The organism is Pelatocladus sp. (genome assembly GCF_059505505.1).
Genome location: NZ_JCACKS010000101.1, coordinates 57400 through 72364, shown reverse-complemented (window position 1 = coordinate 72364; position 14965 = coordinate 57400). Strand labels below are relative to the sequence as shown.

The 14965-nt window shown below is 39.8% G+C and carries 12 protein-coding genes and 1 tRNA gene; 7 read left to right on the top strand and 6 right to left on the bottom strand.

Annotated features, from left to right (window positions below; genetic code table 11):
• Window positions 1–366 precede the first annotated feature (366 nt).
• Complete coding sequence (locus AC5JMK_RS09325; RefSeq protein WP_495909942.1) at window positions 367–1497, bottom strand: FAD-dependent monooxygenase; 1131 nt, start codon at window positions 1495–1497, stop codon at window positions 367–369.
• Between the two features lie 16 nt (window positions 1498–1513).
• Window positions 1514–1600, bottom strand: a tRNA-Ser gene (locus AC5JMK_RS09320).
• Between the two features lie 81 nt (window positions 1601–1681).
• Between AC5JMK_RS09320 and AC5JMK_RS09315 the strand changes: the two genes are divergently transcribed.
• On the top strand, window positions 1682–2050 hold the full coding sequence (locus tag AC5JMK_RS09315; protein WP_096678768.1) for a 2Fe-2S iron-sulfur cluster-binding protein: 369 nt from the start codon (window positions 1682–1684) through the stop codon (window positions 2048–2050).
• Between the two features lie 102 nt (window positions 2051–2152).
• Window positions 2153–2674 (top strand): thermonuclease family protein, encoded by a 522-nt coding sequence (locus AC5JMK_RS09310; RefSeq protein ID WP_096674612.1) that lies wholly within the window; start codon window positions 2153–2155, stop codon window positions 2672–2674.
• A gap of 18 nt (window positions 2675–2692) precedes the next feature.
• Here AC5JMK_RS09310 and AC5JMK_RS09305 read toward each other — a convergent pair whose 3' ends face one another.
• Window positions 2693–3583, bottom strand: coding sequence for a carbohydrate ABC transporter permease (locus tag AC5JMK_RS09305; RefSeq protein ID WP_096674614.1), 891 nt, complete (start codon window positions 3581–3583; stop codon window positions 2693–2695).
• Window positions 3584–3686: 103 nt separating this feature from the next.
• Between AC5JMK_RS09305 and AC5JMK_RS09300 the strand changes: the two genes are divergently transcribed.
• Window positions 3687–4421, top strand: coding sequence for a DUF3891 family protein (locus AC5JMK_RS09300; RefSeq protein WP_096674616.1), 735 nt, complete (start codon window positions 3687–3689; stop codon window positions 4419–4421).
• Window positions 4422–4826: 405 nt separating this feature from the next.
• Here AC5JMK_RS09300 and AC5JMK_RS09295 read toward each other — a convergent pair whose 3' ends face one another.
• Together AC5JMK_RS09295 and AC5JMK_RS09290 are read right to left on the bottom strand one after the other, a co-directional pair.
• The gene (locus tag AC5JMK_RS09295; RefSeq protein WP_096674618.1) at window positions 4827–6470 is read right to left on the bottom strand and encodes an acetolactate synthase large subunit; all 1644 of its coding nucleotides are present in this window, start codon (window positions 6468–6470) and stop codon (window positions 4827–4829) included.
• 99 nt (window positions 6471–6569) lie between these two features.
• Window positions 6570–7937: an NAD-dependent succinate-semialdehyde dehydrogenase gene (locus AC5JMK_RS09290; protein WP_096674620.1), complete on the bottom strand. Its 1368-nt coding sequence runs from the start codon at window positions 7935–7937 to the stop codon at window positions 6570–6572.
• A 550-nt stretch (window positions 7938–8487) separates the two neighbouring features.
• Between AC5JMK_RS09290 and AC5JMK_RS09285 the strand changes: the two genes are divergently transcribed.
• The 4 genes from AC5JMK_RS09285 to AC5JMK_RS09270 all read left to right on the top strand — a co-directional run bounded on the left by AC5JMK_RS09285 (window position 8488) and on the right by AC5JMK_RS09270 (window position 12586).
• Window positions 8488–9999, top strand: coding sequence for a VanZ family protein (locus tag AC5JMK_RS09285; protein WP_495909941.1), 1512 nt, complete (start codon window positions 8488–8490; stop codon window positions 9997–9999).
• A 252-nt stretch (window positions 10000–10251) separates the two neighbouring features.
• Window positions 10252–11148, top strand: coding sequence for an ABC transporter permease (locus AC5JMK_RS09280; protein WP_495909940.1), 897 nt, complete (start codon window positions 10252–10254; stop codon window positions 11146–11148).
• A gap of 239 nt (window positions 11149–11387) precedes the next feature.
• On the top strand, window positions 11388–11585 hold the full coding sequence (locus AC5JMK_RS09275) for a hypothetical protein (protein ID WP_096674626.1): 198 nt from the start codon (window positions 11388–11390) through the stop codon (window positions 11583–11585).
• A 53-nt stretch (window positions 11586–11638) separates the two neighbouring features.
• Window positions 11639–12586: an ROK family protein gene (locus AC5JMK_RS09270; protein ID WP_495909939.1), complete on the top strand. Its 948-nt coding sequence runs from the start codon at window positions 11639–11641 to the stop codon at window positions 12584–12586.
• A gap of 29 nt (window positions 12587–12615) precedes the next feature.
• Here AC5JMK_RS09270 and AC5JMK_RS09265 read toward each other — a convergent pair whose 3' ends face one another.
• Window positions 12616–14808, bottom strand: coding sequence for a CHASE2 domain-containing serine/threonine-protein kinase (locus AC5JMK_RS09265; protein ID WP_096674631.1), 2193 nt, complete (start codon window positions 14806–14808; stop codon window positions 12616–12618).
• Window positions 14809–14965 lie beyond the last annotated feature (157 nt).

Below are 14965 nucleotides of genomic sequence, written 5' to 3'. Positions count from 1 at the left end.
AGAAGGTGAAATGACATTTCCAGTGCGTGATTCACTAAAATCAGAAGGTGAAATGGCATTTTGAGTAAGTAAAATGGCATTCCCAGTGCGTGATTTACCTAAATGAGAAGGTAGAATGGCATTTCGAGTAAGTGAAATGCCATTTTGAGTAGGTAATCGAGCTTTTTACCTACTCAAAACTAAACTAATATGTTTTTTTGATGTTTTTTTGATGAAGTGATATCTAGTTCGGATAATTAGAATTTGGTAGGGTGTCGTTATGGACAGAACGTCCTAACGCACCGAAAATCACCGAATGGTGCGTATATCGGCGCGACAACACACTCTACAAAACTAGCGCTGGGGAGTGTTACTTGTGGGAGTATGTCAGGCTCGGTAAGCGTGAAGAGACTTGAAACTGTTGCTAATTGCTGAACCCATTACCTTCATAAAACTATTGCGAAGTCCCACAGCTATCGGGTTTTTCAATTCGCCCATCTTGGCGGATTGCAAAGATTGTTCAATTATCGCCTTGGTGCGGGGAAAACGCACAGACTCATACTGTTGAAAAGCAATACTAGGATCTGATTGTGCTTGCAAGCATTGGGCGATAACATAAGCATCCTCCAAAGCTGTACAAGCGCCTTGTCCCATTGTAGGTAACATAGGATGGGCAGCATCACCGAGTAGGGTAATATTGTGGTAACTCCAAGGTTGTTTTGCAGGACGATCATATAAATCTGTGGTCAAAATATTGGCTTCGTCCGTAGCAGCAATTAACTCAGGAATAGCTTGGAACCAATCTTGGTACATCGTCTCTAGTTCTTTTTTACGACCGATCGCAGCATCTGGTTGTGCTTCTGGCGCGCTTGCTGCTGCATACCAATACATTTTTTCCTTGCCCAGCATCATAAAACCAAATCCCTTACCGCATCCTAAAAATTCTTGAATGTAACCAGGACGGTATGCACTGGGAATATAATCGGTCAAACCACGCCAAGTTTTAAAATTCCGATAAATGGGAGGTTCGTCACCTAAGATAGCGGTTCTGACTTGCGATCGCAACCCATCTGCACCAATTAACGCATCCCCTGCAACCCTCAAACCTGAAGCAAAATAAGCTTGAACCTGATTATCCTGGCGCTCAAATCGCTCAAAATTTTCTCCCAAAATGAATTTCTCACCCGCTACATTCCGCCACAATAGCTGATGCAATTCGGCACGATGAATTCCGATCACGGGTAATTCAAAGCGATCAACAGGCACATTTACTAATTCCTTACCCCGTTGCGAATTAAATTGGTAATTCGTCGTTAGACAACCAACTTGGATCGCATCTTCGAGTAAATCTAATTGCTTCAAGATATGGGTGGCGTTTGCCCAAAGTGCAATTCCAGCCCCAACTTCTCGTAACTGTTTGGTTCGCTCATAAACGACAGGCTCTAGACCAGCACGACTTAGGGCGATCGCAGTTGCAGCACCGCCAATTCCGCCACCAATGATGATTATTTTGTTCATTACTGCAACTGAATAACGGAGAGAGTGGGATTCGAACCCACGTTGAAGTTGCCCCCAAACAGCATTTCCAGTGCTGCGCCTTCAACCACTCGGCCATCTCTCCAGAGGTCACGATTTGCAATTGTACAATATACTTCTAGAAAGTGCAATCAAATTGCTCAAAAATCTTAAATTCAAAACCAACATGTCCCGGACATATAAAATCACAGTTCACGATCGCGCCAAAAACATAAAACATACTTTAGAAGTACCTGATGACCGCTACATCCTGCATAGTTGTGAAAAACAAGGGAAAGAACTACCTTTTTCTTGCCGCAATGGCGCTTGTACCACATGCGCTGTCAGGGTGTTAAAGGGAGAAATTTACCAACCGGAAGCAGTGGGACTATCTCTAGAGTTACGTCAGCAAGGCTATGCGCTATTGTGTGTCAGTTACGCCCGTTCTGACTTAGAAGTAGAGACACAAGACGAAGATGAAGTTTATGAACTCCAGTTTGGGCGATATTTTGCTAAGGGGAGAGTGCGCGCAGGTTTACCGTTAGACGAGGAGTAGTTCAGTTATCAGTTATCAGTTATCAAATTTTATGACTAACTGTTAACTGTTGACTGTTAAGTGTTCACTGATTTTTAACCCCCAACCTCGTTAATCGGACAAATGAAAAAACTTGTAATTTTATCTTGCTTGTTACTCTTAGTTGTTGGTTGTCAACCTCGAAACAAATCTCTAGAGAATACACAGGTACAAGTCAAACTTGCACAGGTAGTGAGTGGACAAACTTTGGAAGTGCTGGGGATGGGTGATCAACCCAATTTAATTTCCCAAGTACGCTTGCTGGGTATTGATGCACCGGATTTACAACAACGTCCTTGGGGAGATACAGCAAAAGAACGTTTGCAAGCACTAATTAAGGGAGAGTCTGTAACGCTGGAGTTTGATGTGGAAGGACAAGATAAATTTGGGCGGATTCTGGCTTATGTGTGGCAAGATCAAGTTTTGTTGAATGAAGAGTTAGTCAAACAAGGTCAGGCGTTGTTTGTGGGGCGATCGCCTAACCACAAATATGACCAACGCTTAGAACGCGCCCAACAATGGGCTAGAATCATGGGATTAGGGATTTGGAACCCAGAAAAACCCATGCGTTCTACCCCTGCTGAATTTCGTCGTCTCAATCGATAAATGGGAGTTGAGCAACTATCAAGCACTAACACCGCCAATTGATAATCGCAAAATTGACAACCCTAAAATGATCAAAAACAGTACCAGCCCAATCGTACAAGCATAGCTAATTTCTAAATTATTAAATGCTTGTTCATAGAGATAATAGACTATTGTTTTTGAACTATTCCTGGGTCCGCCCTGCGTCATTATATATACTTCTTCAAAGACTTTAGTTGCGGAAATTGCTGAGATAACACCAACTAAAGCCAGATAGGGTTTCATCAAAGGTACTGTAATATCCCAGTGTTTGCTAATGCCATCAGAACCATCTATCGCTGCGGCTTCGTAGACATCATTCGGTATTGATTGCAACCCAGCTAGATAAATTACCATGTAGTAGCCTAATCCTTTCCAGACAGTCACAGCCATGACACTAAAAAGCGCGAAGCGGGGACTAGTTAACCAAGGAATTCCCTCTGGTAAAATGCCTTTGAGTAACTGGTTAAGCAAACCGTTTTCCGCATACAACCATCGCCAAGCAATTCCCGCCACCACCATTGAAATTACCACAGGCGTATAATAAGCAGCACGAAACCAATGCATTCCTTGCAATTTTTGATTCACTAAAATTGCCAGTGCTAAGGGGGCGATTACTAAAATCGGCACCACAACCACAAGATAGAGTAGGGTATTCACCAAAGTTTGCCAAAAAACAGGATCAACCCATAAGCGGCGGAAATTAGCAAAACCAATCCATGCAGGTGTTTGAGTTAAATCGTATTCGTAACGGGTAAAGCTGAGGTAAAAAGCTTGTAGCGCCGGCCAAAAGACAGTTAATACCAGAATTACTAAAGCGGGTAGCAAAAATAAATAAGGTGTCAGTCGCTGATTGATAAAAATCCAATTTTTCAATGTCAATTTATCCATAGTGGCACTTGATCTTCGTGCTGTTGACAGATGAGCGAACAGTCTTTGCTCACCCAAGATAGGGAAGCAAACTCATATTACACGAAGGATCAAGGTTAGATTCATGATTGTGAATCAACACCAAAAGGGTTGGGAAGTTATTTATCATCGCGCTCATGCTTTGCTGGCGGCTGAAATTGCGGGACATTGGAATGTAAAAGAACGTCCCATACGTTGGTTAGAGACAATTGCAGCAATTTCCCATCACGATGATTTGGAAAAAGAATGGGAAGGAAAACATACTACAGATGCTGGCGCGCCCCTAGATTTTACTTTGATGAAAGATACTAAAGCCAGTGGTGTGGCAAGTATGCGGGAATTAACAAACAATGCTCGCTATCGAGGACGATGGGTAGCAATGCTGATTTCTATGCACATGAGTTTTTTAAATGAAGGTAATCGCGGTAAATTACCCGAATTGGATGAGTTTCTAGATGAACAGTTAAAGAATCAAGAACAATGGCGTAAAGAGTTAAAAATAACAAAAGATGATGCTGTGAAAACTTATGATTTTTTTCAGTGGTGCGATCGCCTTTCACTCATTCTCTGTAACCGAATGATACCTGTAGATGAGCGTGCTTTAGAAATTGCAACTTTATCAGATGTTAAGCGTTATGATGTGATGCAGCGCAGCGACGGTAATTTAACTGTTACTCCTTGGCCTTTTCAGGAAAAAGAATTTACCGTGAATGTAGAAGCTTGCTATGTGGAACAGTTGCAATTTGCCAGTAGTGCTGAACTTTCTCAAGCCCTGCAAACAGCACCAATCAAGACTTTAGAGTGGACTTTTGTGAAGTAGTACTTGAAACTAAGCACATATCCCGTCAGAGAATAAATTCTCAGGCTAACAGCACAAGTCCGTTAAAACGCAATACGGTTCAGATAAGATAATTTACTACCGATAACCTTTGTAGAGACGTTGCAGTGCAACGTCTCTACACATCGGAAAACCTACCAATAACCTTAACTGAATCGTATTGCGTTTTAACGGACTCAAACACTTGCCTAGTCAAATTTATCTGACTTTAGCTATTAGCAAAAAAATTTATTTCTCGGCAGGATATGAGATCAGGGCGAACGCATCTAAAGTACTCTCAATGAGAAACAAGATTAAGAACCAACGAAAAAATCAATAGGTTTGTCATTTGTCATTCGTTCTTCATCAACGACAAAGAACAAATGACAAATGACAAATGACAATTAATTAAAGCACACAATTCAATTCGCCAGCTTTTTGAGTAAAGCGAATATTTTCTCGATAGTCTACAGGACAATCGATCACTGCTGGTACATCTTGAGCTAGAGCTTCTTTAAGGATGGGAACTAAATCGGTAGCAGCTTCTACTCGATAACCTTTTAATCCCATACTTTCTGCTAATTTGACAAAATCAGGATTGCCAAAATGTACAAAAGATGATCTACCTTTACCAAAGTGATTTTCTTGTTTCCACTCAATTAAGCCGTAACCACCATCATTAAAAATCAAAGTCACAAACGCTGTACCAACTCGCAAAGCAGTTTCTAATTCTTGACAATTCATCATAAAGCCGCCATCGCCTGTTGCGGCTACAACTTTACGATTGGGATGAACAAGTTTAGCTGCGACTGCACCAGGAATGGCAATTCCCATAGCTGCAAATCCATTGGAAATTAAGCAAGTATTCGGACTATGACAATGATAATGGCGGGCAATCCACATTTTGTGTGCGCCGACATCAGAAATCACAATATCTTCTGGCCCCATTACCTGACGCAAGTCATAAATGATTTTTTGAGGCTTAATTGGAAATCCGTCGTCGTTGGCATATTGTTCGTAATCAGAACGAATGTTTGATCTTAAACTGATAGCGTAGGGATTGGATTTAGTTTGGCGATCTGCTACTTTTAAAATCTCATCAAGAGAATCAGAAATATCGCCTACAACTTCCACACTTGGAATGTAACTACTATCTATTTCTGCTGGAGTAGCAGCTATATGAACAATAGGAATTTTGCTATCGGGATTCCATTTTTTGGGTGAAAATTCAATCAGATCATAGCCAACAGCAATCACTAAATCTGTGTTATCAAAACCACAGTTGATAAAATCTCGCTGTTGTAATCCCACTGACCATAATGCTAGAGGATGAGTATAAGGAATAACTCCTTTACCCATGAATGTGTTAGCAGCAGGAATATTTAATTGAGTAGCAAATTGAGTCACAGCGTCGCTGGCTTGGGCGCGAATTGCACCGTTACCAACTAAAATTATGGGATTATTTGCCTGAGAGATTAAGGCTGAAGCTGACCGAATACTAGCAAAAGAAGCAAATGTTTTTTCAATATTTTGCTTATATAATGGTTTACCTTCTACTGGCATGGCAGCAATATTTTCTGGTAAGTCAATATGAACTGCTCCTGGTTTTTCACTTTGTGCCAGTTTAAATGCTTTGCGTAGTAATTCTGGTGTAATACTAGGTCGAACAATTTGTTTATTCCATTTTGTTACCGGAGCAAACATTGCCACCAAATCTAAATATTGATGAGATTCGATGTGCATTCTATCTGTTCCGACTTGCCCGGTAATTGCCACTAGTGGCGCACCATCGAGGTTTGCATCAGCAACCCCTGTCATTAAATTTGTAGCCCCTGGTCCTAAAGTTGAAAGACACACTCCTGCTTTTCCTGTCAGACGTCCGTAAACATCTGCCATGAATGCTGCACCTTGTTCATGACGAGTAGTAATAAATTGAATCGAGGAGTGTTTTAGCGCTTCCAAAACGTGCAAATTTTCTTCGCCAGGGAGTCCAAAAACATATTGCACCCCTTCATTTTCTAAGCACCTTACTAATAACTCTGCCGTATTCATTGAACTTCCTCACTAGCGAAAAATATTTTAGTCATTAGTCATTTGTCATTGGTCATTAGATTTGTACAAATGACTAATGACTAAGGACAAATGATTAAATCATTTAACCCACACTGTTTTAATGTTGACGAATTCATGTATTCCTTGGATACCCAATTCTCTGCCATATCCAGATCGTTTAATTCCACCAAAAGGTAGGCGAGGATCGGACTTAACCATGCCATTAATAAATACTGCACCTGCTTCAATTTCATCGATGAAACGGTGTTGTTCTTGGGAGTTTGTTGTCCAAGCACTTGCACCTAAACCGAAGGGTGTTGCATTTGCTAATTTAATGGCTTCGTCAATATTGGGTACGCGGAATACTAAAGCTATTGGGCCAAAAAATTCTTCTTTGGCGATCGCAGTATCTGGAGACAGTTCTGTAATTATTGTTGGTGGAAAGAAGTTACCAGGACGATCAGCCAAAGACTGTCCGCCAATCAGAACTTTTGCTCCTGCTTTGACACAAGTTTGTACTTGTTGATCTAATTCTTGGAGAATATCAGGAGTTGCCAGTGGTCCGACATCAGTATCTGATTGCATGGGATCGCCTACTTTGAGCGCTTGGAATTTTTCTAGCAGTAGCTTTTCAAATTTGTCTGCGATCGCTTCTTGAACAATAAAGCGTTTCGCAGCAATACAAGATTGCCCGTTATTGAGCATTCTTGCTGTAGTTGCAACTGCAACTGCTGCTTCCAAGTCAGCACTTTCTAACACAATAAATGGATCGCTGCCACCCAATTCTAGAACGGTTTTTTTAATTTGTTTACCAGATGCAACAGCTAGTGATATACCTGCTGGTTCGCTACCTGTTAAGGTAGCAGCTTTTATGCGCTCATCACTCATCAAGTCGCCAATCTTAGCACCAGGTATGAACAAATTTTGAAATACACCTGCGGGGAAACCAGCTTTGTTGATAATTTCCTCAATTGCTAAAGCACACTGCGGTACATTGGAAGCATGTTTGAGTAAACCAACATTACCTGCCATCAATGCGGGTGCTGCAAAACGAAATACTTGCCAAAAGGGAAAATTCCACGGCATCACTGCGAGAACTATACCTAATGGTTGGTATTTAACAAAACTTTTACTAGCATCGGTTTCTACGTAGTTTTCAGCGAGAAACTGGGCAGCGTTTTCAGCGTAGTAACGACAAACCAAAGCACATTTTTCGACTTCAGCGATCGCACTTTTGTAAGTTTTGCCCATTTCTAGGGTCATCACCTTGGCAAAGTCTGCTTTTTCTTGTTCAAGAATAGAAGCAGCTTTTTCCAGCCAGTGCGATCGCTCAGAAAAACTCGTCTGACGGTAATCCTCAAAAGCTCGTTGTGCCAAATCTAGTTTGGCAGCAATTTCAGCATCACTATGCGCTTCAAAGTTTTTGAGTAATTCCTTTGTCGCAGGATTAATTGTGGCGATAGGCATAGCCAACCTCCCATAGAAAATAATTTCAGTAAGCATTCGACTTCTTGCAGAAGCAGGGTATTACGCTGTTCCTTTGCCTATATCAAAATGCAAAAGTCCTGTTTTACAAGTTGTCTATTTTAAATGCTTACCCGTGTCCATACTCTCAGCCACCATAAAAATTTTAGACTTTTCAACAAGACTTGATTGGTAAATTTTAATCTTTCGCAATCTAAGCGCAATAAAATATACAATTACGTAAGTGATTATATCTATTGGATAATATAGTAATCTAATTTTATTTGTGAATTTGAACGACAAGCCCCCCGACTTCTTTAAGAAGTCGGGGAGCTAAACTTTACAGTTTATTTATATTTTTTTACACAATATTTTAATTATCTAAACTCGGATTGTGATATTAAAAACAATTAAAAATACATATGTTAAGATTGGTAAACCACTAAAATTTTCGTGAGAATTTTGCGTAACTATTACGTAATTCAATGAAAGTAAAAGGAATATATATTTAGCTAGATAAAATCAGTAAATTGTATAAGTAGAATCGGCGACTATGAATAAACGTCAAATAATTCGTAACGCTAATTTAGTCGAATTAACTAAAAATTACGCATTTGTCGCAATGAGTATATTAGTGGTACTGTTAGCGACACTTTATCCTTTTAGTTTTTTCTTCCCAAATGATTTTTCTTGGCAACAACTGATTGCGACTTTTAGTAATGAAACCTCTTTCCAAGATCAAGTCAACAATATTTTATTGTTTATACCTTTAGGATTCTTTGCTAGCAGTGTTTTACAAAGAAAAAGGGTGAACTTAGCACTGGAAATTTTAATAGTTATATTAATCAGTACGGGTTTATCAACGATAGTTGAACTTTTGCAAGTTTTTCTGCCTGGTAGAACACCCACTTTCGTCGATATTATTAATAATAGTATCGGTGGTTTTGTGGGTTGGCTTTGCTTTAATTGGTTTTCTTCTCAAAGTTTTGCTTACACATTAGCGAGGATAGAGAACAACACAAGTAGGCAGATTAATCAAAGAATAGCTGTGTTTTGTTTGGGATACATATTATTATCATCTCTAAATTTAGTATTTTGGCAAAGTACAACCTATTTAAGTAATTGGAACTTAAATTATCCGCTAACAATTGGTAATGAAGTCACAGGAGATAGACCTTGGCAAGGATACGTTTCTGAAGTAAATATGACTGATAGAGCTATGTCAGCCATTGAAGTTGCACAGACATTTGCAGATGAAAATTATTTTGATAAATTTGGAAGTTCTCTGTTAGCTGCTTATAAATTAGACACAAACGGCAAATCTTACTATCAGGATAAAAGTGGTAATTTACCTAAATTGTTGTGGCGTATTCAGCCTTCAGAGATTCAAGAAAAAAAAGGCGCTTTATTGAGTTCCAGTAATTGGCTAGAAACTGCTGGCTCTGTGACAAAATTGAATCAAAGAATATCTCATACCTCTGAATTTACAATCAGCACAACTGTAGCTACTAGCGACATAAATCAAACCGGCCCTGCTCGAATTGTGTCAATTTCTATGGATCAGTTGCGTCGCAATTTTACTTTAGGACAGCAGGGAACTGCTTTAAACTTGCGATTGAGAACACCAATTACTGGAGAAAATGCTAGCGAGATACAACTGAATATTCCAAATGTTTTTACAGATAAGCAATTACATCATATTATCATTAGTTATTTTCGTTCAAGTATTCAAGTATACGTAGATAACTTACAAAATTCTTATTCACTAAATTTGCTAGATTTAATTCCCATAGAAAATAAAATATTTTACTATGCCTTGAATTTTGTGCCTTTAGGAATTTACTTGGCACTACTTTCTATTTTGGCTAAACATCAGCAAATAATTCATAGGTTATTACTGATTGCGGGTATAGTTTTACCTTCTTTGATGCTAGAAGTGTTTTTGGTAAGCGCGAACGGAAAAGAAATTAGTTGGAGAAATATATTAATTGGTATATTTTTTACAGCAATCACAGCTTCAGTATTGAGAATTAGGGCTGCGATATTAGTAAAAAAAGTAGCTTGAGAGAGCGATCGCATTCCCGAATTGAGCAAAAAAATGTTTTAAAAGGGAACAGGCAACCGGATATTATCCATTCATGAATAATGATGCTTTACCTAATCCCCGTTCTCCGTTCCCTCCCCGAAGAGCTTGATCAAAAAGTTACACTTCATTAACTGATCCAACTTTATGCTTGACAAAACTGCCCTCAAACCCCAAAACTCATAACTCAAATCTGATTTTTCAGACGCGTCATGGTGCGTCTTTTCCAAACCTATGACTGTTGTAAAAACTCAACTGCCAAGATTTTTAAATTTTGCTAAAAGTCCTAATCTTTCACAAAAACTAATGATTGTGGGCTTAGTGATTAGCAGCATATTCATATCTCTAGCATTATTTGCTCCTGTATTTCAGGCTTGGGGATGGTTACAAGATCCCACAGATTTCTTGAGTAACCCCATTCATAGTCCACCTTCAGCCAAGCATTGGTTTGGTACTAGTCGTCTTGGTTATGATGTCTTCTCACGCACAATATTTGGTATCCAAGCAGCATTGCAAGTAGTTTTGCTCGCAACAGCATTAAGTATGGTTGTGGGTGTACCTTTGGGGATGGTAAGTGGCTATGTTGGCGGTAGATTGGATAAAACTTTGCTATTCCTAATGGATAGCATCTATACGCTACCGGGGTTATTGCTTTCGGTAACACTAGCGTTTGTGGTGGGACGGGGAATATTAAATGCTGCGATCGCCATTAGTATTGCTTATATTCCCCAATATTACCGCGTTGTTCGTAATCATACGGTAAGCGTCAAAACAGAAGTATATATAGAAGCAGCCCAAGCGATCGGTGCTAATACTTGGCAAGTACTTTCTCGCTATCTCTTTTTTAATGTTATTCAAAGCGTACCCGTACTCTTCACTCTCAACGCCGCCGATGCAATTTTAGTTTTGGGTGGTTTGGGCTTTTTAGGTTTAGGATTACCCGAAGAAGTCCCAGAATGGGGACGTGACTTAAAACAAGCTTTGGAAGCACTACCCACAGGTATTTGGTGGACTACCCTCTTCCCCGGCTTAGGTTTAACATTCATGGTTGTAGGGTTATCACTACTAGGTGAGGGGTTAAACGAATTTGTCAATCCTCGTTTGAGGAAAGAAAATGGAATCCGGAAATAGTTAAGGGATCGGGAATTGGGGATCACGGATCAGGGACAAGGGAAAATAAGCAAATCCCCAATCCCTTTTCCCCAATCCCCATTACCCCTTATCTCCGATCCCTAGTACAGGTCGGCGGAAATAAAGCTACCATTAAAAATGGCTGAAAAGCCTATAAAATAAGCTTTCTTTCTTTTGCCTTTTTACTTTTTACTTTTGCCTTGTTGTACTAGTCCTTTTATATTTAATGAGAAATTTGTATGAACGATAAACTTTCTTTAGTTGCTGCTACTGCTGGCGGTTTTATGCTTTCCGTTGCTTTGGCTGGTATTTTACGAGGTGCGCCAGTTACATCTTGGCAGGTACAAGCAAATTTGGGTTCAACTCCAGTGATGTATGTAACTCGATCTACACCATACGCGAGTGAAATTATTCAGAAAAATAGTAATTATAGATAGTTACTTGTTGTTTGGACAATTAACTACTAACAATAACTTATGAGATAAATGTGGTGGGAGCAGAAGTAATTGGTATTGACTTGGGGGGAACAGCAATTAAACTGGGACGATTTACGGTTGATGGTACTTGCCTAAAATCCTTGACTGTAGCGACTCCCCAACCAGCAACTCCAGAAGCGGTGATAGTAACAATGGTGGATGCGATCGCCCAATTAGATCCACTCAACCAAGCTATTGCTATTGGTGTTGGTACTCCCGGTCCTGCGGATGCAACTAGGCGCATTGCCAAATTAGCTATTAACTTGCCAGGATGGGTTGATGTTCCTTTGGCAGAGGCTTTAGAAGCGAAAATAGGCAAACCAACTATTCTTGATAATGACGCCAATTGTGCAGGTTTGGGAGAAGCTTGGTTAGGAAGTGGTCGCCACTTTCAAAATTTCATTTTGTTGACTTTGGGGACTGGTGTTGGTGGGGCAATTTTTATTGATGGTAAATTATTTGTTGGTCATTATGGTGCTGCTGGGGAATTGGGTTTAATCACATTTAATCCAGATGGACACCTATGTAAGAGTGGTAACAAAGGTTCGTTAGAACAGCATGTTTCAATTACAGCAATTCGTCGCTGCACGGGAAAAGAACCTTCAGAATTAAGCGTTTTGGCAAAAGCTGGAGACAAGGACGCCTTAATTTTTTGGCAAGAATACGGTAGATATTTAGGTATTGGTTTAACAAGTTTGATTTACGTACTGACACCACAAGCGATCGTCATTGGTGGTGGTGTTAGTGCTAGCGCTAACTTTTTTCTACCAGCAGCCAAAGCGGAAATAGAGAAACGAGTTTTACCTACATCTCGCCTAGATTTACAAATCTTACCAGCCGAATTAGGTAATGCTGCGGGAATGCTTGGTGCAGCGAAGTTGGCGTGGCAGATGGTGGAGAGGGAAGTTGGGAAAGGAGGGGACATGGGAAACAAGGCAGACAAAGACAAGGGGGAGAACTAACCACTAACCAACTTTAACCAACAAGAAAATTATTCAATTTTTTTCAAATCTTGGAGGACTTCAGTTGCAGAGTGATAGCGATCGCTAAAGTGATAGCGTACCATTTTATCCAAAATTTCTGCTAATTTATCGCTAACTTTTACACCATGTCGCCATTCCACAGTACCAGTTTCAGGGTGAGGATGCAGTTGGTGTGGTGGTATTCCGGTAATTGATTGAATAGCAATCATCCCCAAAGCATAAATATCACTGGATAATCGAGGATGACCAGCAAATTGTTCTGGTGGTGCATAACCCCTTGTACCAATGGCTACTGTAGCTAATTCGGTTTGTTCACTAGATTTTGGCTGCATCATTTTCACTGCGCCAAAATCAATTAGCACTAAGCGATTATCTGTATCAGATCTAATAATATTACTCGGTTTGATATCCCGATGAATCACACGATGTTCGTGAACAAATACCAAAACTTCTAATACTCCTTTCAACATCTCGATGAGATCAGATTCAGTTTTGATGTTTTGATGAGGTGGTAATTCATCACTTAGGGCATGTCCTGAAATATATTCTTGTACTAAATAAAATTCGTTATTCTCTTCAAAATATGCCAACAATTCTGGAATTTGATGATGTTTACCTAAAACTTCTAAAATATCTGCTTCTGCGTCAAATAATCTTCTTGCAACTTGCAGAAATCTGGTATCTCGTCGGGCTGGCATTAGTTGTTTGACAACACAAATTGGATTACCTGGACGCTGGGTATCTTTTGCTAAATAAGTACAACCAAATCCACCCGAACCAAGTACTTTATGAATCTGATAACGTCCACCTAAAAGAAAATCACCAGTGACTTTTTCTGTGTTATCACCTGTGGTGTCAGAATGAACATGTTTGTCATAAATGTGTGTTGTTTCTTTTAAAAGTGTATTTAATTGTTCTATTGCTTCTTTTTGTTTTTCAACTTGTAAAATAATTACTTTAGTATGTTGTTGAGTTTGGTATGTACTGTAAGCCATCACACTCACACCACTCAACACCAAAGCCACAGCAGGCGGTATAACTGGCAACCATGCCCCTTGTAAAAATAGCAAATAGCAAACACCCACTAAACTACCCAAAGATACACTACCAGCCAAACCCAGACGCATAGGATATCTTAGCTGCCATGCTAAAACACCACCCACTATCGACCATCCCCACACCCAAACAGCTTCAGCCCAGTTTGGTAAATACCAAATTAGGTGGCGATCGCTCAATACTGTACTGATAATCTGACTTGCTACCTGTGCATGAATAAATACAGGTGCTATCCTCGACGGATACTTAGCTGAACCACTGTAGGGTGTATAAAAGCCTGGATGAACACTACGAGCAGTAGTACCAATAATGACGAGATGATCTTTGATCCAATTGGGATCTACCTGGTTCTCTAAAACTTGTGTGAGAGTGACTTGTTTGGCAAATTGAGACGGGTCACGGTAATTTAGTAGAATTTGATAACCTGCCGCGTCTATGTTTTCATAGCCACCCGCATCTTCTGATAAACGTGGAAACAGAGTTTTACCTAAATAAAAATGGTCTCGATCAGGGAAACGAGATTTAATACCTTGTCTTTCTAGGTAATTAATCGCTAATAGAGCAGCAAAAGAAAATCGTGTTTGACATTTTTTGTCATTGGAACCAGCAAATAACAAACTACGACGCACAATCACATCTTCATCGTCAGAAATCACATCACTAAAGCCGACTTGATCTTTGGGGAAATTTGGTGGTGGTGGAATTTCTGGACTGCCCATACTGCTGAATGTGCAGTAAGTGATAACATTATCTAGATTGGAAAGACCAGCCCCTAAGTTTTTCTGTTTGGAACGATCAATACTTAATCCAATGACACGCGGTTGATAAGACTGAATTTTAACTAATAGCCGATTAATAATGTTATCTGGTAGGGAAAAATCTTGTGATCCCAAATCCTCTTCAGTGACACTAACTATTAACAGATGAGGATCTGGTTTTTCAGTAGGGCGTAGCCGTATCATTTGGTCATAAGCACTCAATTCCCAAGTTTGCAACCATTTCAGATGGCGAACTCCTAGTACTAAAACACTAACTCCGACACTGGTAATAAAAATAGTTTGCAGCCAATTTCTAGTAGTGGTGTCCTGAGAACCCCTATCTTTGGTTGCTAAAGTAGTGCGGAGTTTTCTGAATAGTGTAATCACGGTTTGGTGGCTATAGCCAGAATTTGGTAGATGGTGCAAACAGGGAATAAGAGATTATCCCAAATATCTATCAATGTAGCAATTTGTTGCTATTTGGCGCGACAATTAAGTCATCATAACCCTTGTACTCCATCCCTAGCGAGGTGATAATTAACGC

Bases quoted from the DNA above. Each gene is read 5' to 3' on its own strand.
- AC5JMK_RS09325 (WP_495909942.1), bottom strand. From the start codon at position 1,497: ATGAACAAAATAATCATCATTGGTGGCGGAATTGGCGGTGCTGCAACT.
- AC5JMK_RS09315 (WP_096678768.1), top strand. From the start codon at position 1,682: ATGTCCCGGACATATAAAATCACAGTTCACGATCGCGCCAAAAACATA.
- AC5JMK_RS09310 (WP_096674612.1), top strand. From the start codon at position 2,153: ATGAAAAAACTTGTAATTTTATCTTGCTTGTTACTCTTAGTTGTTGGT.
- AC5JMK_RS09305 (WP_096674614.1), bottom strand. From the start codon at position 3,583: ATGGATAAATTGACATTGAAAAATTGGATTTTTATCAATCAGCGACTG.
- AC5JMK_RS09300 (WP_096674616.1), top strand. From the start codon at position 3,687: ATGATTGTGAATCAACACCAAAAGGGTTGGGAAGTTATTTATCATCGC.
- AC5JMK_RS09295 (WP_096674618.1), bottom strand. From the start codon at position 6,470: ATGAATACGGCAGAGTTATTAGTAAGGTGCTTAGAAAATGAAGGGGTG.
- AC5JMK_RS09290 (WP_096674620.1), bottom strand. From the start codon at position 7,937: ATGCCTATCGCCACAATTAATCCTGCGACAAAGGAATTACTCAAAAAC.
- AC5JMK_RS09285 (WP_495909941.1), top strand. From the start codon at position 8,488: ATGAATAAACGTCAAATAATTCGTAACGCTAATTTAGTCGAATTAACT.
- AC5JMK_RS09280 (WP_495909940.1), top strand. From the start codon at position 10,252: ATGACTGTTGTAAAAACTCAACTGCCAAGATTTTTAAATTTTGCTAAA.
- AC5JMK_RS09275 (WP_096674626.1), top strand. From the start codon at position 11,388: ATGAACGATAAACTTTCTTTAGTTGCTGCTACTGCTGGCGGTTTTATG.